At 45.9% G+C, this 24,008-nt stretch carries 23 protein-coding genes; 3 read left to right on the forward strand and 20 right to left on the reverse strand.

The annotated features are described in order from the left end of the window. Positions 1-44: 44 nt before the first annotated feature. The 14 genes from AC6EJC_RS17365 to AC6EJC_RS17430 all read right to left on the reverse strand — a co-directional run bounded on the left by AC6EJC_RS17365 (position 45) and on the right by AC6EJC_RS17430 (position 14,943). Positions 45-1,766 (reverse strand): ABC transporter substrate-binding protein, encoded by a 1,722-nt coding sequence (locus AC6EJC_RS17365; RefSeq protein ID WP_444955044.1) that lies wholly within the window; start codon positions 1,764-1,766, stop codon positions 45-47. A 202-nt stretch (positions 1,767-1,968) separates the two neighbouring features. Next, the gene (locus AC6EJC_RS17370) at positions 1,969-2,904 is read right to left on the reverse strand and encodes an ArsR family transcriptional regulator (protein ID WP_444955045.1); all 936 of its coding nucleotides are present in this window, start codon (positions 2,902-2,904) and stop codon (positions 1,969-1,971) included. Between the two features lie 250 nt (positions 2,905-3,154). Further along, on the reverse strand, positions 3,155-4,564 hold the full coding sequence (locus AC6EJC_RS17375; RefSeq protein ID WP_444955046.1) for a discoidin domain-containing protein: 1,410 nt from the start codon (positions 4,562-4,564) through the stop codon (positions 3,155-3,157). Between the two features lie 370 nt (positions 4,565-4,934). After that, complete coding sequence (locus AC6EJC_RS17380; RefSeq protein WP_444955047.1) at positions 4,935-5,870, reverse strand: dockerin; 936 nt, start codon at positions 5,868-5,870, stop codon at positions 4,935-4,937. 197 nt (positions 5,871-6,067) lie between these two features. After that, on the reverse strand, positions 6,068-7,225 hold the full coding sequence (locus AC6EJC_RS17385) for an amidohydrolase (RefSeq protein ID WP_444955048.1): 1,158 nt from the start codon (positions 7,223-7,225) through the stop codon (positions 6,068-6,070). Between the two features lie 56 nt (positions 7,226-7,281). Continuing rightward, complete coding sequence (locus AC6EJC_RS17390; protein ID WP_444955049.1) at positions 7,282-8,298, reverse strand: LLM class flavin-dependent oxidoreductase; 1,017 nt, start codon at positions 8,296-8,298, stop codon at positions 7,282-7,284. Positions 8,299-8,313: 15 nt separating this feature from the next. Then, on the reverse strand, positions 8,314-9,066 hold the full coding sequence (locus tag AC6EJC_RS17395) for an amino acid ABC transporter ATP-binding protein (protein ID WP_444955050.1): 753 nt from the start codon (positions 9,064-9,066) through the stop codon (positions 8,314-8,316). Then, positions 9,063-9,773 (reverse strand): amino acid ABC transporter permease, encoded by a 711-nt coding sequence (locus AC6EJC_RS17400; RefSeq protein ID WP_444955051.1) that lies wholly within the window; start codon positions 9,771-9,773, stop codon positions 9,063-9,065. Before AC6EJC_RS17400 ends, AC6EJC_RS17395 begins: the two co-directional genes overlap by 4 nt. Continuing rightward, complete coding sequence (locus AC6EJC_RS17405; protein WP_444955052.1) at positions 9,770-10,549, reverse strand: amino acid ABC transporter permease; 780 nt, start codon at positions 10,547-10,549, stop codon at positions 9,770-9,772. The genes AC6EJC_RS17400 and AC6EJC_RS17405 overlap by 4 nt, the downstream gene beginning before the upstream one ends. Before the next feature lie 76 nt (positions 10,550-10,625). Then, positions 10,626-11,477 carry a transporter substrate-binding domain-containing protein gene (locus tag AC6EJC_RS17410; RefSeq protein WP_028542376.1) on the reverse strand — a complete coding sequence of 284 codons (852 nt, stop codon included), beginning with the start codon at positions 11,475-11,477 and terminating at the stop codon, positions 10,626-10,628. A gap of 160 nt (positions 11,478-11,637) precedes the next feature. Further along, entirely contained in the window at positions 11,638-12,528 is an 891-nt protein-coding gene (locus AC6EJC_RS17415) for a LysR family transcriptional regulator (RefSeq protein ID WP_444955053.1), read from the reverse strand. A gap of 108 nt (positions 12,529-12,636) precedes the next feature. Further along, a complete protein-coding gene (ssuE, locus tag AC6EJC_RS17420) occupies positions 12,637-13,167 on the reverse strand; it encodes an NADPH-dependent FMN reductase (protein ID WP_444955054.1) in 531 nt (176 codons plus the stop codon). 21 nt (positions 13,168-13,188) lie between these two features. Further along, the gene (locus tag AC6EJC_RS17425; RefSeq protein WP_444955055.1) at positions 13,189-14,529 is read right to left on the reverse strand and encodes an LLM class flavin-dependent oxidoreductase; all 1,341 of its coding nucleotides are present in this window, start codon (positions 14,527-14,529) and stop codon (positions 13,189-13,191) included. Between the two features lie 144 nt (positions 14,530-14,673). After that, entirely contained in the window at positions 14,674-14,943 is a 270-nt protein-coding gene (locus AC6EJC_RS17430; protein ID WP_444955056.1) for a glutaredoxin family protein, read from the reverse strand. Between the two features lie 272 nt (positions 14,944-15,215). Here AC6EJC_RS17430 and AC6EJC_RS17435 point away from each other — a divergent pair, with 272 nt between their 5' ends. Next, positions 15,216-16,085: a DUF421 domain-containing protein gene (locus AC6EJC_RS17435; protein ID WP_444955057.1), complete on the forward strand. Its 870-nt coding sequence runs from the start codon at positions 15,216-15,218 to the stop codon at positions 16,083-16,085. Positions 16,086-16,221: 136 nt separating this feature from the next. Here AC6EJC_RS17435 and AC6EJC_RS17440 read toward each other — a convergent pair whose 3' ends face one another. The 5 genes from AC6EJC_RS17440 to AC6EJC_RS17460 form a co-directional block, all read right to left on the reverse strand. Next, positions 16,222-17,313, reverse strand: coding sequence for a sensor histidine kinase (locus AC6EJC_RS17440; protein ID WP_444955058.1), 1,092 nt, complete (start codon positions 17,311-17,313; stop codon positions 16,222-16,224). Next, positions 17,310-17,984 (reverse strand): response regulator transcription factor, encoded by a 675-nt coding sequence (locus AC6EJC_RS17445; protein ID WP_444955059.1) that lies wholly within the window; start codon positions 17,982-17,984, stop codon positions 17,310-17,312. Before AC6EJC_RS17445 ends, AC6EJC_RS17440 begins: the two co-directional genes overlap by 4 nt. Positions 17,985-18,045: 61 nt before the next feature. Continuing rightward, a complete protein-coding gene (locus AC6EJC_RS17450; RefSeq protein WP_444955060.1) occupies positions 18,046-18,861 on the reverse strand; it encodes an ABC transporter permease in 816 nt (271 codons plus the stop codon). Then, positions 18,858-19,877 (reverse strand): ATP-binding cassette domain-containing protein, encoded by a 1,020-nt coding sequence (locus AC6EJC_RS17455; protein ID WP_444955061.1) that lies wholly within the window; start codon positions 19,875-19,877, stop codon positions 18,858-18,860. Before AC6EJC_RS17455 ends, AC6EJC_RS17450 begins: the two co-directional genes overlap by 4 nt. 316 nt (positions 19,878-20,193) lie before the next feature. Beyond that, positions 20,194-20,523 (reverse strand): antibiotic biosynthesis monooxygenase family protein, encoded by a 330-nt coding sequence (locus tag AC6EJC_RS17460; RefSeq protein WP_444955062.1) that lies wholly within the window; start codon positions 20,521-20,523, stop codon positions 20,194-20,196. Positions 20,524-20,654: 131 nt separating this feature from the next. On the opposite strand from AC6EJC_RS17460, the gene AC6EJC_RS17465 reads away from it, so the two are divergent. Further along, positions 20,655-21,521 (forward strand): LysR family transcriptional regulator, encoded by an 867-nt coding sequence (locus AC6EJC_RS17465; protein ID WP_444955066.1) that lies wholly within the window; start codon positions 20,655-20,657, stop codon positions 21,519-21,521. A gap of 5 nt (positions 21,522-21,526) precedes the next feature. Here the strand turns inward: AC6EJC_RS17465 and AC6EJC_RS17470 are convergent, their stop codons facing one another. After that, the gene (locus AC6EJC_RS17470) at positions 21,527-22,714 is read right to left on the reverse strand and encodes a GTP-binding protein (protein ID WP_444955063.1); all 1,188 of its coding nucleotides are present in this window, start codon (positions 22,712-22,714) and stop codon (positions 21,527-21,529) included. Between the two features lie 191 nt (positions 22,715-22,905). On the opposite strand from AC6EJC_RS17470, the gene AC6EJC_RS17475 reads away from it, so the two are divergent. Further along, entirely contained in the window at positions 22,906-23,853 is a 948-nt protein-coding gene (locus AC6EJC_RS17475) for a DMT family transporter (RefSeq protein WP_444955064.1), read from the forward strand. Positions 23,854-24,008 lie beyond the last annotated feature (155 nt).

The raw sequence follows: 24,008 nt of genomic DNA on the forward strand, positions 1-24,008 counted from the left end.
TGATCCGAACCTGACGTTCTTCACAAGGGGCCCGCAAATGTGGCTTATTTAAGGGACCATTCGAACAGATTACCAGACAAGCCAATGAACGGACTGACCTTTACATTTTCCATCCGACCATTGTAGGCATACACCGTCTTCTTGTAGTTGGTGAAAATAACGGGCAGTTCATCATTTAGCAGCACATATAATTCTTTATATACTTTCTTGCGTTCTTCAATATTCGTCGTAGACAAGCCTTTTTCATATAGCTCTTTTACCTTTGGATTGTTATATCCCTTGACTTCTCCATTGACGAATTGCTCGATTCCATCAGATGGATCTGTCAGCATGCCTGTCGAGAAGGCGGCAAGATCATAATCTTTACCTTCTACTTTGGCGACCATTGCATTAAAGTCTGCAAAGATCTCCGGTTGCAGGTCAACGCCAATCGCTTTGTAATTTTCAGCCGCAAGCGCAATAAAGGTGTCTGTTTCCGGACGTTTGGAGGTCAGCAAGTGAATAGTCAGCTTCTGACCGTTTTTCTCACGGATGCCGTCACTACCTTCTACCCAGCCCGCTTCATCCAGCAGCTTTTTCGCTTGCTCCGGGTCGTAGTTGTATGGATTGATTCCATCGGTCGTGTAAGACCAGAATATTGGGGAGGCTGGAATGTTAGCGACTGCCCCTGCTCCCTGAGCTGCATCGACATAAATGCTTTTTCGATCCAGTCCATAGGTCAATGCTTGACGAACCTTTTTATCCTTAAGCTTTTCATTTTCCAGATTTACTTGCAAATATCCGTAAGTGCTCGGGGTGTAGGGCAAAATGTTCAAAAAGCCAAGCCCTTTCAGTTTGTCGATATTCTCCTGAGTTGCGGTGAATTGAGCAAAGTCGGTATCACCTGTTTCAATGAATTGCCAAGCGTCGCCTTCTGCTGTTTTGTAAATGAAATGCTGTGTTTTCGGCTTGCCTTTGAAAAAGTGATCATTCGCCACCAGACGAACTTCTTGCCCTGGAATGAACTTTTCCAGCTTATAAGCCCCATTCCCTAAAGGACTACTATGTAGATTCTTAAAATAATCCAGCTGTCCGAACTTATAATCCTTGCCGTAGTAAGCTTTGGACAATACATAGTCACCGAGAATCGACAGAGCCAGCGCGTTTGGTTTTTCCAACGTCGCAGAAATGGTCTGCGCATCAATCACCTTGATCCCGTCAATTTGTTTCGCTTTGCCTTCCGTATAGGCTTTGCCGCCTTTAATGTTCAGCTTTCGGATTTGGCTGTCGCCAGGATAGGCTTTGTCATAGATCAACGTCCAGGTAAAAGCGACATCCTCTGCTGTCAAAGGGGAGCCATCACTGAATTTAGTACCGGGAACCAGATGAAACGTGTACGTTAGATTATCCTTGGAAATATCCCAACTCTTAGCCAAATTGGGCAGCGGAAGCCCCTTCTCGTCTACCGTGACCAGTGGAGTCCACAACTGAGAAATCACGTTGCCATCATAGCCGCTTTGGTTGAAATACGGAGTAAACACCCCGGCCGGGTCAGTCAGACCGACAATAATCGTGTCGCTTCTCTTTTTGGACACTTCCGGCAATTTGGTTAAATCAGAAGCTTGTACCAGACTTGTTAATGGCTGCGCTGTAGCGGCTGTCTGTGTGACATCACTATTTTGCGAAGTAGCATTATTAGCACTATCTGGTCCACCACTAGAGCAAGCTGCTAATAAGGTAGAACTTGCCAGAAGTAGACTGCTGAGTAGAATGATTCCCTTTTTCAAAATAATCCCCCCGATTTAATTTAGTAAATTCCGATCGAACAAGTTGTAATTAATAAGATAAATCTCATTATAGGAATCTATTCCGGTTCTGTAAAGAGAGAACTCCATTTTTTATGTAAAAAAATAGACGTCAACTCATCTGGATTCCAAATGATCGACGTCTATTTATTTAAAGTGTTAAAGTCTAACTGGTGCGTACAGCCTAATTTCGCTCCATAAAGCCCAGGATGCTCCGATGCATTTCATCTACTGCCGAAAGCCGTGCGCTATATCCGAGCAATGTTTCGCCATCAAAATGTGCATGGATGAAGCCAGAGGCCCGGAGTTTAAAAATATGGTCGTGGGTGATTCCCTTGGACAGCTTGAGATGACGGACAATCTCAATAAAGGTTCGTGGAGACTGGCTTTGATACAAATATTTCAAAATCTTAAGCCTGCTCTTCTCCCCCAAACTTCGGATCATTCGATATTCCTGTGGGGATAAAAAATCGTCCTCCTGAACATAAATACCCGCCGAATAATGACACAGCAGGAGCGATCCAAATCGATAAATGATATTAATCGGCTGAAAATGGTATTGAGGCACCAGCAACAGCCGCGTCAGTCCTTTGGAAGGCTCGAACCGGAAGCCATTAGTGGTACGATCCACCCACTCCATAGTGCTATATACGCCCTTCTCCTTATTTCTCCGTTCAGCTTCCTGTTCCAGACCGCTTAGAATACTCGTATCCACATGGCGAAAATACTCCTCTTCCCAGCCAGATAGCAGTTGCAAAGCAAGTTTACGAAGCTTCTCCATATCGTCAGGCAGCTCGATCCCATGGGCTGATGCCAGTTCGTTTAATTCCTGTACAGTCCGGTTCTCCAGACGGTCTATGACCTCTTTAACGTTCCCATGATCAGAAAGCATACAGACGAGTCCATAAATAATCTTCCAATCTGCATTGATTTCCATGGACTCCAGCAATTTGGACAAACCTGGGGACAGCGTTCCACGCACTTGCTCCGCCCACCCGGCTGATAAATCGGTCTTCTTGTAAGCCTTGCGGCAAATAAAGGTGTGTAAGCTGCTGAGCAGCTCAAACACCGGTCCATATGCTACATGTACATCGTAAGGAGCATTCACGTCGTGACTCATCGCTTTCTGTCCTCTTTTCTTTCATGTCTGATGTCCATTATACATACTATCGTACACCCGTTCATTCTTAGTGAGCCATTCATACGATAATTTAGCAAAAGACAGATACAAATATGAAGGATACAAGCGTCATAATCAAGGCGCAAAAAAAGCCTGATCTCATCAGACTCCAACTGTTCAGCTATGAATTAAAAAGGTTGTCTCCCACAAATATTTGTAGGAGACAACCTCTGGACAAATAGTATGATGTTTAATGTTTGTTAGCCGCTACTTTCCACTCTAATATCCCTGTGGATGCTGAACCTTTGGATACCATTTCAATTCTTAATTTCGTTGTTTTTACAGGCGTAAAAGTAGTCGTATTATACTGGTCTGCCGAAGTACCCAATCCATTAGCCTGCTTGACATTGGACCAGCTTCGACCATTCCAGTACTTAATCTTGTAAGACTTAGGAACATCAACGCCAGCGCCATCTTTGAACCAATATACATCCGTTTGGGATACCGTATATTCTTGATCAAAATCATATTGGACCCATTGTGTACCTGTCTCAGGCCAATTGCCGTACACGGCATGACTTCGATCATTAGAGCTAGCCGGATCAAATCCATCATGGAGTGCGCTTATATCTTCCCAAGGTGAAGTATAGGAAGTGCTGGCCGTTGCAGCTGGCGCAATGTTTACGTTTTCATCAGGTGATGTATCGATGGGACCCTCATCACCTCTAGTCGTATTAGGGAAACGGGAAGTATCTTTTTTGAGCTGACTCCAAGTATAACGCAGCATCCAGATATCCCAGTCTGTGATATGATCGGAATCACCAGCCCACATAATGGTGTTGGTTGGGAATCCACCAGGTGGACGCTCGTGTTCTTCATAAAAATCAGTTAAGCCAAATCCATGCCCAATTTCATGTTCCGTGATTTCAATCTCATCCGAGTTTAAAGTGCTAAAAAGGTAATCATCATTCACACGTTGGCCCCAATCCTGACCGGTTCCTCCTACAAAATTTTCGGTTACCCACAAATACATATCAAAGCGTTTATCATATCCACCCGGATACGAATAGTGCGGGTCCCAATAGTGCTCATATCTGGACAAGGCTGCAGGCGCAACCGGGAGTACAGCGGGAATTTCAGGTTTTTCGGAAGCTAACTCATCTGTAGTCGTATCCGTATAAACGACCTCGTCAGGTTGCTTGTCCAGCAATAGTGAAGGATCAGCAACAGCCCACCCTACCACTTTTACTTTAATATCCTGATAGGGCCAGCCATCATATCCTTTGAGATGCTCCGTCCAATGATTCATCTGGCGACCTAGCATTCTAGCAATATCTTGGCGCTGTTGCAGAGTAACGGGCTTAGAAGATTGCCAGCGCACAACGTAATTGAGTGACCCTTTTCCCGCATCAATTTGATCAAAAATCGTGTTGTTACGAGCAGTCGAGCCTTCAGTCAACATCCTATTCTTCCAAACCCATTCCACTGAGGATTTGAGATAGGGCGGCATATCAGCCAATGTCGAATCACCTGTTGCCGCAACCACAGAACTCCCGTTTAGATGAGAATCCGCTGATACAAAACTAGCGTTTCCCATCAATAATGAACTAGCAATGACTACTGAAAAAGAAGCCGCCATCATTCCTTTTCTCTTCAACATGTATGTACCTCCATATCCATTTGTATTATTGCAATAGTTTTCTTGAAACGACTATCTCTATCACCTCTCTTTTCGTGTTTGCGAACTAATCTAGGAGATCAAGAGTACACTATCAACCCTCCTTGTCGTTTTTTGTAAATAATCACAAATCATATTATCACTGGATTATTATATCGTCAATATTTTCCTTAATGATTTAAATTAGGTATTTTGAGCGTATCTTGGAACATATACGTGCCCTTTGCATGCACAAAACTGGTATTTTATAAAATGAAAAAACCGTTTATTCTCTAAATCAATTTCACCACAGAATTTGATTTTGGAACAAACGGCTCTATTTATAAGCTTTTTTACACTGCTCTAGTATTTTTTAGCGGGTAGGAAAACGAGAAGTATCCTTCTTGACCTGGCTCCAGGTATAACGCAACATCCAGGTATCCCACTCTGTTATTTTGGGAGAATTTCCGGCCCACATAATAGTTGGCATAGGAAACCCACCGGGTGGACGCTCATTTTCTTGGTAGAAGTCAGGCAAGCCAAATCCATGCCCCATCTCATGCTCCGTAATCTGGATTTCATCCGAATTCAAGGTGTTCAGGATATAATCATCAGGCATACGTTGCCCCCAATCACCGCCGGCTCCGCCTTGAAAATTGGACGTTCCCCATAAGTACATATCAAACCGCTTGTTCAGTCCACCCGGGTAAGAATAGTTAGGGTCCATAAAATGTTCAAATCTCGACAGTGCGTTAGGAGCAACCGGAAGTTTAGCTGGAATATTCGGGTCTGTTTTACTTAAGTCATCCGTAATGGTATCCGTGTAAACGATTTCATTAGATTGTTTGTTAAGAATCTGCGATGGATTCGCGACGGCCCAGCCTACTATTTTTACTGTAATGTGGTCATAAGGCCAGCCATCATACCCTTTCAACTGCTTATTCCAATTATTGATTTGGCGACTTAGCATGGAAGCCATATCTTTACGCTGCTGAAGAGTGATATTTTTAGAGGATTGCCAACGCACTACATAATTTAGCGTTCCTTTTCCCGCGTAGATTTGATCAAAAATCAAATTTTTACGGTTGGTTGAGCCTTCTTTGACCATCCTATTCTTCCAAACCCATTCTACCGATGGCTTAAATTTTGCAGGTATATCGGCAGCAGCCAAGCTAATGCTCATGGACTCAATTTCGGAAGCGTTTTCAAAATCAGAGGCCGCTGAACCAACATTAGCCCCGCCAACCAGTAAAGAAGCAGCCACTACCAATGAAAAAGAAGCCATGATCATTCTTTTTTTCTTCGGCATTTCTTTAACCTCCATATCTTTTAATTTCAACAAGCATATCCGGAATGACAAACTGTTATTCTATAAGCCTTCCATTACGCCTACTCTCAAATTTGAATAAAATAACAATTTTATAGTATCATTGGTACTATGAATCGTCAAACAAAAATACCCCTCTACAAGGAGGGGATAAGTATCTATAGACTAGGCTCGCGCTCCTACTCTATGGTTATCAATGCTGATTCTGCCAGTGAAGCCAGTAGCTTCGCTGTTCCCGGCAACGCGCGTTCGTCCAGATCAAAGGCCGGATGATGCCATTCCTGGCTTCCTGCAGTGCCGACAAAGATAAACACACCGGGGATGTTTTTCTGATAAAACCCAAAGTCCTCGCTCGCCGAGGAAGGTATGGGGCGAACGACCTCCAGACCAACCGCTTGGGCCGCCTCCTCCGCGATGGCGGTCAACTTACCGTCGTTCAGCACAGGTGGCGGGCCCTCGATCCAGTGGATGGTCGCTTTCGTGCCGAAAGCATCGGCCACGCCCTTTACGACCTGCTCGAAGCGTTCAGCCACCCGGGCGCGCACGTTCTCGTCAAATGTGCGGATTGTTCCGTCCAAATGGGCGCGGTCTGGAATGATGTTCCAGGCATTGCCACTGTGCAGCTTCGTGACGCTAATGACCGCGCTATCCAGTGGATTGACGCTTCGACTCACAATGGATTGGAGTGCCGTAATGATATGTGACGATACCACGATGGGGTCAATCCCTGCATGCGGCACTGCCGCATGTGTGCTCAGACCCTCCACCTCGATGTAAAAACCATCCGCCGCTGCCATTAGCGGACCTTCTTTGATGCCGACCGTGCCTACGGGCAGGTCCGGCTTGTTATGCAGGCCAAATATGGCCTGCACCTCTGCCAGCGCACCGCTGTCCAGCACTTGGGCAGCGCCTTTGGCCTTTTCCTCAGCTGGCTGGAACACCAGCCGAACCGTGCCTTTCAGCTCCTGCTCCCGCTGCTTCAAGAGTATGGCTGCTCCTAACAAGGACGCGGTATGAAAATCATGCCCACAGGCATGCATCTTGCCGTGATGTACCGAAGCATAAGGCAATCCCGTCTCCTCCTGAATGGGCAGCGCATCAATATCTGCACGAAGCGCAACAGTTGGCCCCTCCTGCTGCCCGCCGATTTCCGCCACTAATCCGGTACGCAGCGGCACATCCAGAATGGTGATGCTTTGTTCCTCCAGCAGACGACGGATATAGGCGGTAGTTTCAACCTCCTCGTTAGACAGCTCGGGATTTCGGTGCAGATGGCGGCGAATGTCCACCAGTTTCTGCTCCAAAACCTGCTCCTTCGTTCCGGTTGAGTCACTCATCCCTATTCCTCCTTCGTGAATCCAAATTGGTCACAACTTTCTCAAGCTAACAACATCTAGGACTGTACAGGCAACCCGGCAAAAGCTTCATGCAATAACTCGAACGAGCGCACACGCTTTCCGATATCCCGTATTCCTGTCGTTACGATTAGCTCATCGGCCTGATATTTGGCTTGGATTTCCGTCAGCGCAACATAGATTTCATCTTTATTCCCTTTGTTAATTTGCGCTTGTGTAACTTCAACTGTATATTCTTCACCCGATTGCTTGCCGAACTCTTCTGCACTTTCCAGCGTGCCCACCGTAGCCGTTTTGCCACTGGCCAGATGAATTTTGTACAGCTTGTGCTCACCTGCCAACTTCGCAGCTTCCTCGGAAGTGTCCGCCACGATGACTGAAAGCGCAAAAAGAGCTTTCGGCTCACGTCCATAACTATAATCGAAAGACTCCCGATACGTACGGAATGATTCCAATGCAACCTGCTCATTACTATTGATAAATTGCGAGAAAACGTAGGGCAACCCCAAACGCGCAGCAATTCCAGCACTGTCTGTACTTGTACCCAAAACGTAAATATCCGCTGGTATTTCTGGAATCGGATTCGCCTGTAACCCGGCTAACGGTCCTTCTTCAGACGGAATATTATGAATATAGCGACTTACTTCATCAATTTTTTCTTCGAGAGAAGGCGCATCATGTACGTTGCGTTGTAATGCCTGTGTGGATTTCGGCAACCCGCCCGGCGCGCGTCCGATTCCCAAATCTACGCGACCCGGTGCAAGAGAGGACAGCACATTAAAGTTTTCAGCTACTTTATAAGGACTATAATGCTGAAGCATCACTCCGCCAGAGCCGATTTTAATACGCTCGGTGCGTGCCAGCAAATGGGAAATGAGTACCTCTGGTGAAGAGCCCGCAACCTGCTCGGAATCATGATGCTCTGATACCCAGAAGCGCGTAAATCCTAATTCCTCTACACACTGCGCCAGCTTAATCGTATTACGAAGGGCCTGCGCTGCCGTTTCCCCCTCGTGTATAGGGCTTTGATCCAATACTCCGATTTTAATACTCATGTCTCCCTCTCCCGTCTAAATTGAATAGTTATATTCTGGTGTAATCCGTTTCAGGAATTGTTTGGTACGTTCCTCTTTGGGGTGGTTAAAAATGTCGTCCGGTGCGCCTTCCTCGATAATATGGCCGCCATCCATAAATACCACATGATTTGAAACATCGCGCGCAAAGCCCATTTCATGTGTAACGACAATCATCGTAATGCCTTCCTTCGCAATCTTGCGAATCACCGACAGCACCTCACCCACCAATTCAGGGTCCAGCGCCGAAGTCGGCTCATCGAATAAAATCACTTCCGGGTTCAGCGCCAAAGCACGCGCTATGCCGACACGCTGCTGCTGCCCGCCGGATAGCTGGCTTGGATAATGATTCAGCTTTTCACCCAGACCGACCTTTTCCAGCACTTCAATGCTGATTTTTTTTGCTTCCTCCTGCTTGACCTTGCGGACAACGACAAGTCCCTCCATGACATTTTCCAGCGCTGTTTTATGCTTGAACAAATTGTATTGCTGGAAAACCATAGCCGTCTTTTGACGTAGAGCCAAAACATCCTTCTTCGCAGGTCGCTTGCAGTTCACTGTAAAATCGCCAATGCTGACTTCCCCATCATTCGGCTTTTCCAGATAATTAATGCAGCGTAGCAAGGTCGTTTTACCTGAACCACTCGGACCTAAAATAACGACGACCTCGCCTTTGTTCACGGTCAAATCAATGCCTTTGAGCACTTCATGTTTGCCGAACGACTTCGTTATATTTTGCAGACGGATCATGATGCTCGACCTCCATTAAACACATTGATTTTTTTCTCCACCAAGCCGGATATTCGCTCAATTAGCACTGTCAAGCCCCAAAATAGCAGTGCAGCTGCGATGTATACCTCTAAATATTTCCAGTTGGTAGATGCCAGAATTTCAGCCTGTGCCTGGATTTCTGTGACCGAAACCGTGAAGGCCAAGGTAGAGCCATGAAGCATCCCAATAACAGAATTCGTCAGGTTCGGCAAACTCACCACGAACGCCTGCGGAAATACGATCCGTCTCAGCACTTGCCACGTCGTCATACCGACGGCATAAGCCGCCTCGATTTGCCCCTTGTTGACCGATTGAATTCCAGAACGGACGACCTCAGACATATACGCTCCACTGGTAATGGAAAACGAAATGAGTGCAAATACCATATAAGGAACATCTTTGGATTGTAGCGGCCAGCCGAAATGCTTCGCTCCCGCATCAATCAACAAAGGCAAACTGAAATAAATAAGCAGCAAATGCATCAGCATCGGTGTGCCTCGGATAAAGGTAACGTAACCGTGAGAAATCTGGGACAACACGGGAACCTTATAAATTCGCGCCAGTGCCGTTATCATACCGATGACCAACCCTGCCAGTACGGAAACCACCGTAATAATTAAAGTGTTGGGCAACGCAGAGAACAACCCTAAAAAGGCAGTATATATAAATCCAAAATCCAGACTCATATGCCTTTACCTCCTTTACTAAGACGAGGACTTCTCAGGTAACGCACCACAAAACTTTTTCGTTTTTCGGGCTCTTTCTGCACTGTATCCCGATGCTCATGCCGGAGAAGCGTATTTTCCAGCACCCTGAACAATTTTTGTAAAATCAGACTGATAACTAGATAGATAAGGGATAGCGCGATATAGGTTTCAACAAAATGCTGGGTAGCCGAGCCTAGTGTCTGTGATTTCCCTGTCATCTCCATCGCTCCGATGGTAAATGCCAGAGAAGTATCCTTCAGATTACCAATCACCAGATTGGAAAATACCGGAACCACGACAGCCAGCGCTTGCGGCAAAATGATACGTGTAAAGGTCTGATAGCCTGACATGCCGACGGACTGTGCAGCCTCGATTTGTCCCCGATCTACAGCCTCTACTCCTGACCTGATAATTTCGGAAATAAAGGCTCCACTATTGAGCGCGTAGGTTGCTACGGCAAACCACAGCACATCCCATCTGGAGGAATTGATATCCACCAGCTTTAGTAGCTCTGGCAGGCCGTAATACACCAGAAACAATTGGATTAGAATAGGTGTTCCGCGAAAAAAGGAAACATACACTTGAGAAACACGTTTGAAAAATGGAATGTTATACATGCGAGGCAGCGCAACCAACAGACCAATGATAAGCCCCAATACAAGCGAGCTTGCCACAATAAACAAGGTGATGTGTAAGTAAGACAGCATTTTCGGGATAAAGCTAAAAACATAGTCAATATTGAACTCTCTGCTCATATGCCTGCCTCCTTTCTATACATCAGCGGCCAGAATACATAGAGTACCCTGACCGCTGAAATGTCCAAGTCTATCCTTACTTCTTACTGCTGCTACCTTCTTTTTTCACATCTTCCAGAGACTTAGTGAAATCCTCTCCAAGCCATTTAATGCTCAGCTTCGACAGCGTACCGTCGTCCTTCACTTCCTGAATGGCTTTGTCGAGGTCATCCGCCAACCCTTGCTCATTTTTGTTCAGTACATACAGTACATCCGATTGAGTCAAAGGATCACCAACGGTTTTCAGAGCTACTTCTCCTTTTTCATCGGTGTTAAAACGGTTCGCAAAGTCTGTCGTAACGGTAGCATCTATACGGCCGCTCGTAATTTGTTGCACCGTATCATTGGCTGCACCACTCGTATAAACGATATTTAGGGCATCTCCGTGGGTTTTGTTATACTCTTTCAGCACATACGCCGCATTACTGGTTGGGCTAGTGAGTACCTTTTTCCCTTTCAAATCATCAATTGAATGAATGGTATTGTTATCCTTCGCTACAGCGACTCTGTTCAGAAAAATGCTATACGGATTTTTGTTGAACAGATACTTGGCCTCGCGCTCCGGGTTTTTTTCCATTTGATGCGATACCAGATCAATCTTGCCGGCATCGAGACTTAGCAGCAAATTTCCAAAGTCCATCGTTTTGAATTCAAATTCGTATTGAGGCAGGCGCTTGTCCAGCTCCTTAATCAGCTCCACATCAAAGCCTGTTAAATTTCCGTTTTCGTCAATAAAGCATACATTTTTGAATTGAGTACCTGTGCCTACGATAATTTTCTTCACGTCTCCGCTTGAACCTGACGCGCTAGACGCGTTATCTGAGGAACCGCAGCCTGCCAACACCAGGATGATTGCCATAACAGACAATATTGCAAACCACTTTTTCATATGAATCCCCCTCATCTCTTTGTATATCAGCAGTTTGCGACATACATAGTAGCTACAACATTCAATAATCAATAATTCCTATAAACTTAATTGGTTTTAGGATGTGATTAATTTAACACCTGGAAACCTATACGTCAATCCACCAAGCTATAGAACATTTCTATAACAAAACAGCCCCCCGGAAGCCTTCTGTCAGTGCATCTGTAAAATCCGAGGTCACTGCACAGTCTTCTTTGGTCGCTACTATGCTAATCTGCATCGACACCCCAGCTACCTCTGGAACATGGATACGGAACAGTTTCTGATCCTTCACTTCACGGTGCACACAGACATCCGGCAAAAAGGCAATGCCCGCTTCTTCCAATACCAGCTTTTTGGCCGTGACCACATTGTCTACCTGAAAAGCAATATCCGGTGGCTGCTCCAGTGATTCAAAAGATCGATGAATCCTCATCCAATCTAATGACCCGCATTCAAAAAACACCAGTGTTTCACGTTGAATATCCTGTATGCTGGCCTTTCCTGTCTTCATAAACGGATGACCGTCGTATACATACAGGGAAATCGGATCTTCATAAAAAGCAAGCGTACGGATAGCCGGATGCATCACTTTACGGACAAAACTAATGTCTACCTCACGGTTCAACAGTTTATGTACCAGTTGATCCGTCGTAGCCGTCACAATTTTGTAGTTAACCTCTGGATAACGGGCACGAAGCTGCTTTAATATTTCAGGAATGATGTAGTTCGACACCGATATTGTGCAGCCAATTCGAATTTGCTGAGGGGCTTTCTTACGCTGTTGGAGCTTTTGCTTCCCTTTTTGCAGCACCTGAAGCATCTGTTCCGCATAAGGAAGAAACTTTCGTCCATCCTCCGTCAGAACCGTTTGCTTGCTTTGGCGGTCGAACAGCTTGCATTCTAGCTCGCGTTCCAGCGTCTGAATCCGGGCTGTGACAGAGGGCTGGGACAAGAACAAGGCTTCTGCCGCCTTGTTAAAGCTCCCATAATGATTCACGTATACAAAGGCTTCCATATTCTCGATATTCATACGCAAGTCCCCCAGTAAGTTTTATATACATTTATCCAATAAGTTAACTTGGTTTTTTTGTATCATAAAACTCACTGAACGACCTGTCAATGGAAATATTGAAAATATCTATAATTTTAATAGCTCATTTAGTTCTTTAACCGAACGTTCCAACCGTGCAACCAATTCTTCGGACAATCCGTATGCTCCATCCGGCAGATGTTCGACCCACTGATCTACCGCATACACCCCGCCAAGAATATGTCTTCCGCCGAGTGCGTTAATAACTGGCTTCAAGGCATAATCAATGACCAGCAGGTGAGCCAGCGTGCCTCCGATAAATAAAGGCAGGACAGGTTTCCCTCTCAGTCCCTTCTGCGGAACCAAATCCAGAAATATTTTCAATAGCCCTGAATAAGCCGCCTTGTATACTGGAGAAGCCACAATGACGGCATCCGCTGCTGCAATCAATGCAAGTGATGCTGTGACGTCGGGACTATTAAAGTTAGCTTTAACCAGATCCTCAGCTGGCAAGTCGACCACATTCAGTAATGTGACCTCCACTCCAGCCTGCTGCAACTGCTCGGTTGTATAGTTAATCAAGCCGTATAAACGGGATTGTGTAGACGGACTGCCTGATAGGATGACAACCTTGGACATATATATTTTTCCCTCCTTCTGTTATGCATCAACCTTCACTTTGGATCTGGCTGCTGTATAGCGATTCTCAGGAATGGGCACGCCCAGGTTTTCACGCAGTGTGCTAAATTCATAATCCTGACGGTAAATGCCACGCTCCTGCAAAATAGGCACAACCTGATTTACGAAGTCATGCAGACCCGTTGGCACATCAGAACCGATAATGAATCCGTCTGCTCCTTTTCTTTCAAACCACTCCTGCACTCGATCCGCCACCTGTTCAGCGGTTCCGATAAAAGAGGTTCTCGGCGTTGCTGAACGCAATGCAACCTCGCGCAGGGTCAAATTCTGTTCTTTGGCTGTCCGTTTGATTTTATCTGTGCCGCTGCGGAACGAATTACTGCCAATACCATCAAGCTCAGGGAATGGCTCATCCAGCGGATATTGTGAGAAATCATGATGATCGAAGTAACGCCCCAAATATTTTAACGCAGCCTCAATCGTCACCAGATTGGTGATCTCCTCATACTTACGTTCCGCTTCTTCCGTCGTGCTGCCAATAATCGGCGAAATGCCCGGCAAAATGACAATATCCTCTTCCGATCTGCCATAGCGTACCGCACGTTCCTTCACATCACGGTAAAACTGCTGCGCTTCCTCCAGTGTTTCATGTCCTGTAAATACTGCATCCGCTTCCTTGGCGGCCAGATTTTTGCCATCCTCTGAGGAACCTGCCTGGAAAATAACCGGCTGTCCCTGCTTGGATCGTCCAATGTTCAGCGGACCCTGCACAGAAAAAAACTCGCCTTTATGGTTCAGTGTATGCAGCTTTTCAGGATCAAAGAATACGCCAGCTTCCTTATCACGAATGAACGCATCCTCTTCCCACGAGTCCCACAACCCTTTGGTAACTTGCAAATATTCCTCCGCAATTTTATAGCGCTGTGGATGCGATGGATGCTCACCTTTGTTGAAGTTAAGGGCAGAGCCTTCCAGTGGGGAAGTCACCACATTCCAGCCTGCACGACCTCCGCTAATATGATCAATGGAAGAAAACTGGCGTGCTACCGTGAACGGTTCGCTATAGGAAGTCGACAGTGTGCCGACCAGTCCGATATGCTTCGTCACCCCAGCCAAAGCAGACAAAATCGTAATAGGTTCAAAACGGTTCAGAAAGTGTGGAATGGATTTTTCGTTAATAAACAGGCCGTCTGCGATAAATACGAGGTCAAACTTCCCTTCCTCCGCCTTTTGCGCCTGCGTTTTATAAAATTCAAAATTAACACTAGCGTCCGCAGGTACTTCAGGGTGACGCCAAGTCGTCATGCTTCCCCCAACACCGTGAATAATTGCACCAAATTTAATTTGTCTATTCTTAGCCATGACTCTTCCACCTCTCTTGAACATAATTGTTATCCTACGGCTAATCATTGTTTTCAAGGCAGCTATGCTGCTATTTTTTTGTAGGGCAGTCTCCGCTGCTTATTTTGTATGGGCAGCGGAGCTACTGATCTTTTTCCTATCGGTTTATACCGCTTGATTGTAACTTTCCAGCACTTTACTCAGCTCTTCCAGATCGGGGTTGAGCAGAGCTTCATATTTGTTATCCCCACCTACCTCGACGACAGGGACATAACGAATACCATATTTGGTCTCCAGCACGTCACGCAGCGCATCATTTCCGTCCACTTGAATATTTTCATACGGCTGATTTTGGGATTCCAGGTACGATTTGATCTCTCCACAAAAATGACAGCCGGTTTTACTCCACAATACAACTTTAGGTTTGGACGACATATACATACCTCCGTGAGCTTATTGTCTATAATCCCGATGAATTAAATAAGAATTATATTTATAATGTATCCTGCTGCTCCTTTTCCGTCAATCGCTTGTGTAATAGACATTGATAATTCAACGATAGAAAATTTTAATTTTATATCGTATTTAATCTGTTTATTGGCAACCTGGTTATTTAAAATTAGAGAAATTGGAGTTTAAATGAGCCTTGGCGCGGACATCCTTGGAATAGTAGCGCCCTTGTGGCGAAATGAAATGAGGTTGGACAAATGCAGGAATGGACCATTGTAGCTTTACGTACGTTATTAGCTATCGTTATTCTTTTTGTGATTACCAAGATTCTTGGAAAACGTCAGGTATCACAGCTTTCCTTGTTCGAATATATAACAGGAATCACTATCGGTAACTTGGCTGCTTCTATTCCTTTGGAACGTGAATCCTCCTGGTACTTGGGTACTGTATCGTTAGCCGTATGGGTACTGACAACACTTAGCATTGAATTTTTGCAAATTAAAAGCAAGAAAGTCAGAGATTTATCAGATGGAAAGACGACAATCCTGATCAAAGACGGCAAAATTTTAGAGGACAATCTGAGAAAGGAACGGCTTACCCTGGATGAACTCATGGAACAGTTGCGGAGCAAAAATGCATTCAAGGTAGCTGACGTAGAATTTGCCATTATGGAGACCAGTGGTGAGATCAACGTGCTGTTGACCAAAGACAAGCAGCCTTTGACACCTAAAGATCTGCATATACAGCAATTACCGGAGAAGGAACCTGCAGCAGTCATTATGGATGGACAACTTATGGAGCAGCAAATGGCATACATGGGAGTTACTCAACAATGGCTGGATGCAAAGCTGAAAGAAAAGAGCCTGACGGTCAAAGACGTATTTTTCGCGCAGGTGGACCCGCAAGGAGAACTATACATTGACCAATATAGTGATAATGTACAACTGTCCAAGGTACAAGACTCTAATCAAGCCGTACTGACTCTATTGGAACAATGCACTACTGAACTGCAAAAGCTCGCATCTGGTTCCAGTGAGCAACAAAGAAAACAGCTATATGAGCAATGCTCACAAAGCCTGAAAGAAGCTATACAGGAGATGAAGCCAATTCACTCATCCAAATCCTGAGTGCACACGCATATGTTAGAAGAAGGTACAGGAATCAAAAAGGAGCGTCCTGACAGCCGTTTATGGCTTAGAAGACGCTCCTTTTGTTATTACCAACAAAGGATGAAGAAATAGGTGGATTTTCGCTTAAACAGGTTTACCTGGAGGCTGTTGCTTCCTGGTGCAGTGGCAGCAATACTGTAAATGCCGTTCCTTCTCCCTCTTTGCTGGACACAGAGATAGAGCCGGTATGCATCTCTGTTATTTTATAAGCAATGGAAAGTCCCAAGCCGCTGCCTCCTGCAGTTCGGGCCCGTGACTGGTCTGCTTTATAAAATCGTTCAAAAATGCGCTGCTGATCCTGTTCGTTGATGCCCTGTCCCGTATCCGCAATGCAGATAACCGCCTGATCACCGTTACTTGAAAGAGAAACAGATATGCTTCCAGCCTGTGGTGTAAATTTAATGGCATTGTGAAGAAGATTCACCCAAACCTGGCCCATCAGATCCTCGTCCGCGTTGACCTCAACTATATCCACCTCAACAGTCATATCGATTTTTTTAGCCTCCCATTGCGGCTCGCAGGCGAGGATAAGCGATATCAGTTGCTTGTCCAGCTGATAAGGGGACGGATGAAACGGATGCCTCTTCGAATCCAGCACCGCCAGCTTCATGAGATTATCGCTTAGCTTGGACAGACGAATACACTCCGTCTCGATGATCTCCAAATACCGCGCTCGCTGCTCATGATCCAGATTTTCATCCTTGAGCGCCTTGGCGAAACCGATTATCGAGGTCAGCGGTGAGCCGATTTCATGGGATACGTTCGAAATAAACTCCTCCCGCAGCTCTTCCATAGCCTTCAGATTTGCCGCCATATTATTGATGCTGTCCACCAGCTGTATATAAGGATGTGTCCTCCCGTGGTTTCCATTTCCCCTACCGAAGTCCCATCCCAAATTAATGTGAAAATCCCCTTGTGAAATGCGTTTTAAAGCACTGATCATTTCGGTAAAAAAATGCTGCCCTCTAGGCTGGATAAAGCGTCTTACAATCATACTGATCATACCGAAGAAAAAAAAGCCAAGCGTCGCATTTATAAGAAAGACGAACAAATCATCTGGAGTCCATGATATGCGCGAATAGATCGCCGCCGTAATAAAGTACGCGGCAGTCCAGCTGAAATACAGCACCATTAACACCAGCATGAGTCTCGCAAGGATATGGAGGAATCCCGGTTCCCGCTTCATTGCCTTCCCTCCAGCCGATAACCCAAGCCCCGGATCGTACTGATCCGGAAGGAGTAGCTTGCCTCCGGAAACCGTTCCCGAAGGCGCTTGATATGGACATCAACCGTTCTTTCGTCTCCCTCGTAATCATAACCCCAAATCTGTTCGATCAACTGGTCGCGGGTAAAGGTTTTGCCAGGATAGCTGCCCAGTTTGAAGAGTAGCTCAAATTCCTTGCGCGGCAGGGTAATCTCTTTTTCCCCAGCCTTGCATTCAAATGTATCGCTGCGCAGGACAAGATCTCCGACAGTCACCGATTTTGAAGCCATGATCCGATACCGTTTTAGTAAAGCCTTTACGCGTGCGACAAGCACCATGGGATCGAAGGGCTTGACAAGATAGTCGTCCGTTCCAAGCGCGAAGCCCTTCACGATCTGTGACGTCTCGCCTTTGGCTGTAAGCATAAGCAGCGGCAGGTCGGTCTGCTCGCGCAGCTTACGGCACAGCTCCCAACCATCCATTCCCGGCATCATGATATCAAGAACAAGCAAATCGACCTTAATTTCATCAAAAATGCGCATCGCATCCAAACCATCTACCGCCTCAACTACCTCCAGGCCTTCTAGTCCCAAAAAATGCCCGACCAGTTCACGAATATGCGGATCATCATCAACAACCAATACACGTGTCATTTCAATCCCCCCTAGCTAACTCTGCCTTAAATCTCTCCTCCTCGTCAAGAAGAGCGGCATCTTATGCTTTACGCATATATGCTCGCACCGTAAGCGGTGCGAAGACCGCCACAATGACTGCAGCGCCAAGCAGGGAGATCGCCAGTTCTCCGCCAATCACACCCGTATTCGCAAGCTCTCTAACTGCGTTCACAAGATGTGAAATCGGGTTGATATTCACAAACCACTGCAACCAGCCAGGCATGGTGTCCACAGGCACAAATGCGTTGGAAACAAAGGTAAGCGGAAACAGAACAATCATGGATATGCCCTGTACACTTGAAGCCGTGCGGGCAATCACGCCAAAGAAAGCAAAAATCCAGCTGACCGCCCAGGAACACACGATGACCAGAAGTGCGGCGATAGCAACACTTAGCAATCCTCCCTCTGGCCGATATCCCAAAATATACCCCATAGCGAAGGTAAGTACTGTCGCAATAGTATACCGAATGCTGTCTGCCAGCAGAGCTCCAGCCAAAGGTGCAATCCGTGCAATCGGGAGCGACTTGAATCTGTCGAACACTCCCTTGTCCATATCCTCACGCAGTTGGACACCGGTAACGACGGAGGTCGAGATGACAGTCTGCACGAGGATGCCTGGGATGATGACCGGCAAATAATGCTGTACGTCTCCGGAGATGGCCCCGCCAAAGATATAGGTAAACATAAGCGTGAAAATAATCGGCTGGAGCGTGACATCAAACAACTGCTCGGGAGTATGGCGGATCTTCAGAATGCCCCGGTAAGCCATCGTCATGGAGTTACGGAACGCCTGCCTGAAACTCACAGACTTTTTCAATGTACGATCAGAACCTGTCATAGCAGTAGCGTTCTTCATGCTCTCACTCCCTCCACAGCATGCGCTCCTTGCGCCGTCTGCTGCTTATTTACTTCTACCCCATGACCAGTGATGGACAGAAACACCTCGTCAAGCGTTGGCTTTTGCACACTCATCTCTGCCAACTGAATTTCTCCGGAACGGAGGGCAATCAGCAGGTCCGTCACCCGATCGGCATTAGCCATCGGAGAAATAATTTTTCCAGCCTCCACCGACACGCTGGACTTGACTGAAAGCACTTGTTCAACGATCTGAGCAGCTCTCTCAATGTCCTGGTGATTTTGCACTCTGAGTTGCAGAGTTGACGCCCCCACTGCCGCTTTCAGTTCGCCCACCGTACCTTCGGCGACTACCCGACCATGATCGATCACGGCGATTCGGTCAGCAAGCTGATCCGCCTCATCGAGGTACTGGGTAGTGAGCAGTACGGTGGAACCAGTCTTGACCAGACGTCGGATTGTGTTCCACATCTGGACACGCGTGCGCGGGTCCAGCCCGGTAGTCGGCTCATCTAGGAAGATCAGTGGCGGCTTGGCAATAAGACTTGCGGCCAAATCCAGTCGGCGGCGCATGCCTCCGGAGAAATGTTTTAACGGTCGCTTCGCTGCTTCGGCCAAGCCAAATTCCTCCAGCAGCTCCGCTGCCTTATGGCGTGCCTCGGCACGTCCCAGTCCGAGCAGCCTGGAGAAGATGATCAGATTCTCGGTAGCGCTAAGCGACTCATCGACCGATGCGTACTGGCCTGTCACGCCGATCAATTGACGCACAACCTGCGGTTCCTTTACTGCATCGTACCCGAAGATGCGCGCCGATCCCCCGTCAGGCCGTAATAACGTCGACAGCATTCGGATGGTAGTCGTCTTACCTGCTCCATTAGGACCAAGCACTCCGTAGATCGTGCCGACTCGCACATTCAGATCGACACCGTCTACCGCCTGCTTATTCCCAAAAGCTTTAACGAGTCCTCTTGCTTCAATGGCCAAGGGCTCTTTTCTGTCTGTATATTCCACATTCATGTCCTCCCTACAATGATTTCTATAGAAAGAATAATCCACATTTGTGAACTGAATATGAACAGAACCATTTACTCTCCCTTTAGCAGTTCTGGAGATTTTGCAAGCAAGTGTTGGCTGAAAATCCTCTTATGCTGGCGTTCTTCAAAACTGTCGACGGTTTTTTCCTGAAAGAAAAGCCAAAGAAGCCCTTATAGGGATTTCTTTGGCTTCAGCCAGGGTTCTCTAATTTAGAGTAATCCAGCACGTTGGTTATGAGCAGTTTCGGCTTGATCCCTCAACGAATAACTTTAGTATTAAGCCTGTTTACTAAGCCCATTTACAGTGTAAAAAAATAATCTCGTTCTACCTTGCTCACTCTTAAACCAAATGTTTTATACCACTCGGATTTCCCCTTCTCCTGTGCTACCTTGTGCAGTTTGTTATGCTTCCAATGTTTTATAGCGTCCAATGACTCCCAATAAGACACTGTGATGCCTACTCCATTTTGGTCACGAACACTTTCCACACCTAAAAAGCCAGGTTGCTCGGCAGCCAGTTCCACCATTTTGTCCCCCATCTTTCCGTATCCGCCATCCCCTTCCGTACGCTCAGAAGTAAAAATAGCTGCATAATAAGGGGGCTGTGGTGTTTTTGCAATTGAACTCATAGGTACCTCCCAGAAATTAAATGGTTATCAGCATTTTTCTCAAGTTTGATTATAACCACATAACTGAGATAAAAAAAATGAATATATGTGATACTATGTATGAATATATTTCATTCCATGTTGGAGGACACATGAATTTGTTTAAATATAAGGTTTTTCTTAGCATAGTAGAAGCAGGAAGCTTTACCAAAGCAGGAGAACTTCTTAATCTTACACAATCTGCTATTAGCCATGCAGTTGCTGGTTTGGAACATGAATTGGGCCTGACTCTTTTGATTAGAGGACGCTCAGGCATCCAATTGACCAGTAATGGGGAACGTCTGATGAAGCATTTCAGAGAGATCATACAAATGAACGAAAGACTTTATCAAGAGGTCGCTCTAATCAAAGGACTGGAAACCGGAACCGTAAAGATAGGTACATTCTCAAGTGTATCCATCCATTGGTTGCCCGGTATCATCCAAAAGTTTAACGAACAGTTCCCATTCATTGAACTGAAACTGCTCGATGGTAACTACCATGACATTGAGAATTGGATAGCCAGCGGAGAAGCTGATTTTGGCTTCGTTAATCTGCCCACTTTAGACGTACTGGAAGTCTTGCCGTTAAAAAAAGAAAGAATGCTGTGCATACTGCCACCTAATCATATGCTTCGGGAGCAAACAAGCATACGTGTGGATCAATTCCTCGATGAACCCTTCATTATGCCTGCTTCAGGCTGTGACACAGATGTACGGAGAATTTTTTCCCAGCACAAACTTGCTCCGAAAATCAAATATGAATTAGAAGATGATCATGCCATTATGGCTATGGTGCAAAATGGCCTGGGCGTAAGCATCCTTCCAGAAATGATTTTAGTTCAAAACCCTTATGAAATTTGTATTCGCCCCTTGGATGGGCCGTATTTTCGTTCCGTTGGGATCGCTGCTTCCTCTTTAAAGAATATGGCTCCAGCCGCCAAAAAGTGTATGGACTTTATTACGGAGTGGATCAACTAGCTTCATCATGTCGGCCAAGGCAGCGGATTCTCAAAGCTGGACCAGTCCATATCCATTTCGCTATCGTTCAGCAGACATTCATCTAGCTCTTCTTCCAAGTCCGGTCGATTCATTCCGATACCGATCATAACGATTTCGTTCATGCGGTCGCCCCATTGCTCATCCCAATTATCCAGAGCCTCAGGGTCGGCTGCGACGATCTCCTGCCGTTCTTCTTCAGACAACGCCGCAAGCCAGCTTCCCGCCGGGCCGAATTGAATAGATGGTCCTGCCTGGCTGATACTCGCTGCCCAATCTTGAGGGGTCGCAATCCAGGCCAAACCTTTGGCGCGAACGATCTCCTCCGGCCAGTAGGTCATAAATTCAGCCAATCTTGCAGGATGAAACGGTCTTCTACGGCGATATACAAAGGAATTGATCCCATATTCGTCCGTTTCCGGCGTATGGCTTCCCAGCTCCAGCTCACGAATCCATCCTGCGGATTGACTAGCCTTGTCAAAATTGAACAACCCCGTATTCAAAATGTCCGAAGGAGCGACCTTTCCCTTGGAAGTGCGAATGATTCGGGCTTCAGGCTGCAATCTCCGCAGCACACCCTCTAGCTTGTCCAGCTCCGCAGGCTGAACCAAATCGCACTTATTCAGAATCAATACATCACAGGTTTCAATCTGGTCAATCAGCAAGTCCGAGATATCACGTGTGTCGTCTTCTCCAGTAGCCTGCCTGCGATCCAGTAGCGTTTCTCCCGATTCAAAATCATGCCAAAAACGGTTCGCATCGACTACGGTCACCATGCAATCCAGTTTTGCCAGCGAAGCCAAATCAATACCAGTTCCTTCATCAGCGTATGTGAAGGTTTGAGCGATTGGCACGGGTTCACTGATGCCTGTAGATTCGATTAAAATATAATCAAACTCGCCTTGTTCCGTCAGCTTCTTGACCTCAATCAATAAATCTTCACGTAATGTGCAACAAATACAACCATTAGACAACTCGACCAGTTTTTCTTCTGTTCTGGACAAGCCGCCTTCTTTTTTAACCAGCTCGGCATCTATATTTACTTCACTCATGTCATTGACGATGACTGCCACTTTCATTCCGTCCCGATTGTTTAACACATGATTCAAAATCGTCGTTTTTCCTGCACCCAAATATCCGCTCAGCACTGTTACCGGTATTACTTTCTTATTCATTGCTGGTATGCTCCCTTTAATATAGGCTTATCATTTCCATTTCTTTAAATCGTAATAATTACTATTAAAATCAACATTCAGTAATATACAGCATCCCTTTTACCTTGTCAACTGTGAAGACACTCTTGAAATGAATGATCAAAAGTTATTAATATGGGTAATAACGATATTTAAAGAATAAGGTGAATATTTTGCAATCAATCTGGCTTGGAGTGTTGGCGGCTTTCTTTTTTGCTTTTACATTTGTTCTCAATCGATCTATGGAGCTGTCTGGCGGAAGCTGGATCTGGAGTGCTTCATTGCGATATCTGTTTATGGTTCCTATTCTAATCGTCATTGTGATGACCCAACATAAGCTTAAGCCTCTTTGGAAAGTCATGAAAGAACAACCGGGAACGTGGCTGTGGTGGAGCTTACTCGGATTTGGCTTATTTTATGCTCCGTTATGCTTCGCATCGGCTTATTCACCGGGTTGGTTGATTGCGGGAACCTGGCAAATCACCATTATTTCCGGATCTTTGCTTGTCCCTTTATTTGCTGAGGTTGTACAAACGGAGAAAGGCCCAATCAAAGTACGAGGAAAAATCCCCATCCAAGGACTGTTGATGTCTCTCGTTATTTTAATCGGAATTATTGTTATGCAAGTCGAACAGTCGCAATCTATTTCTACCCAAGATTTTTTATTCGGTATTCTGCCTGTCATACTCGCCTCTTTCGCCTATCCATTAGGTAATCGCAAAATGATGGAAGTCTGTGCGGGGCGGTTAGATGCCTATCAACGTGTGCTCGGGATGACTTTAGCCAGTTTGCCCTTCTGGTTATTGCTTTCGTTATATGGAGTTTTCAGCGCGGGATTGCCAAGTAAGGATCAGACGATTCAGTCTGCTTTGGTAGCTGTGTTTTCAGGGGTGGTCGCTACGGTTTTATTTTTTAAAGCTACAGATCAGGTTCGTGGAAATATGCAAAAGCTGGCGACAGTAGAAGCGACACAATCTCTGGAAGTGCTTTTTGCATTAATGGGAGAATTAATCTTTCTGTCTATTCCAATTCCATCTCCTTTATCATGGATCGGTATGTTCATCGTTATCTTCGGCATGATTCTGCACAGTTATGTTACACATGCTAAAAGCTTTATGTAACTTCAGGCATTAGAAAAAGACCGCAAAATAGATGCGGTCAGATTGTCGAGAAACCCCGTCTTTTTGAGACGCGGGTTCTTTTTCTTTACATAATAATGGTCTGGTATCTGGGAAAAACGGGGTGTTACCCCTGTTTCTCCAGGCGATCCAGGTGG

The organism is Paenibacillus sp. TY11 (assembly GCF_059772165.1).

Excerpts from the sequence above, each read along its gene's own strand:
- AC6EJC_RS17435 (WP_444955057.1), top strand. The coding sequence starts at position 15,216 with ATGCAGGAATGGACCATTGTAGCTTTACGTACGTTATTAGCTATCGTT.
- AC6EJC_RS17430 (WP_444955056.1), bottom strand. The coding sequence starts at position 14,943 with ATGTCGTCCAAACCTAAAGTTGTATTGTGGAGTAAAACCGGCTGTCAT.
- AC6EJC_RS17410 (WP_028542376.1), bottom strand. The coding sequence starts at position 11,477 with ATGAAAAAGTGGTTTGCAATATTGTCTGTTATGGCAATCATCCTGGTG.
- AC6EJC_RS17465 (WP_444955066.1), top strand. The coding sequence starts at position 20,655 with ATGAATTTGTTTAAATATAAGGTTTTTCTTAGCATAGTAGAAGCAGGA.
- AC6EJC_RS17470 (WP_444955063.1), bottom strand. The coding sequence starts at position 22,714 with ATGAATAAGAAAGTAATACCGGTAACAGTGCTGAGCGGATATTTGGGT.
- AC6EJC_RS17450 (WP_444955060.1), bottom strand. The coding sequence starts at position 18,861 with ATGAAGAACGCTACTGCTATGACAGGTTCTGATCGTACATTGAAAAAG.
- AC6EJC_RS17400 (WP_444955051.1), bottom strand. The coding sequence starts at position 9,773 with ATGAGTCTGGATTTTGGATTTATATATACTGCCTTTTTAGGGTTGTTC.
- AC6EJC_RS17375 (WP_444955046.1), bottom strand. The coding sequence starts at position 4,564 with ATGTTGAAGAGAAAAGGAATGATGGCGGCTTCTTTTTCAGTAGTCATT.
- AC6EJC_RS17385 (WP_444955048.1), bottom strand. The coding sequence starts at position 7,225 with ATGAGTGACTCAACCGGAACGAAGGAGCAGGTTTTGGAGCAGAAACTG.
- AC6EJC_RS17395 (WP_444955050.1), bottom strand. The coding sequence starts at position 9,066 with ATGATCCGTCTGCAAAATATAACGAAGTCGTTCGGCAAACATGAAGTG.
- AC6EJC_RS17440 (WP_444955058.1), bottom strand. The coding sequence starts at position 17,313 with ATGAAGCGGGAACCGGGATTCCTCCATATCCTTGCGAGACTCATGCTG.
- AC6EJC_RS17405 (WP_444955052.1), bottom strand. The coding sequence starts at position 10,549 with ATGAGCAGAGAGTTCAATATTGACTATGTTTTTAGCTTTATCCCGAAA.
- AC6EJC_RS17425 (WP_444955055.1), bottom strand. The coding sequence starts at position 14,529 with ATGGCTAAGAATAGACAAATTAAATTTGGTGCAATTATTCACGGTGTT.
- AC6EJC_RS17415 (WP_444955053.1), bottom strand. The coding sequence starts at position 12,528 with ATGAATATCGAGAATATGGAAGCCTTTGTATACGTGAATCATTATGGG.
- AC6EJC_RS17390 (WP_444955049.1), bottom strand. The coding sequence starts at position 8,298 with ATGAGTATTAAAATCGGAGTATTGGATCAAAGCCCTATACACGAGGGG.
- AC6EJC_RS17445 (WP_444955059.1), bottom strand. The coding sequence starts at position 17,984 with ATGACACGTGTATTGGTTGTTGATGATGATCCGCATATTCGTGAACTG.
- AC6EJC_RS17455 (WP_444955061.1), bottom strand. The coding sequence starts at position 19,877 with ATGAATGTGGAATATACAGACAGAAAAGAGCCCTTGGCCATTGAAGCA.
- ssuE (WP_444955054.1), bottom strand. The coding sequence starts at position 13,167 with ATGTCCAAGGTTGTCATCCTATCAGGCAGTCCGTCTACACAATCCCGT.
- AC6EJC_RS17460 (WP_444955062.1), bottom strand. The coding sequence starts at position 20,523 with ATGAGTTCAATTGCAAAAACACCACAGCCCCCTTATTATGCAGCTATT.
- AC6EJC_RS17380 (WP_444955047.1), bottom strand. The coding sequence starts at position 5,870 with ATGCCGAAGAAAAAAAGAATGATCATGGCTTCTTTTTCATTGGTAGTG.
- AC6EJC_RS17370 (WP_444955045.1), bottom strand. The coding sequence starts at position 2,904 with ATGAGTCACGACGTGAATGCTCCTTACGATGTACATGTAGCATATGGA.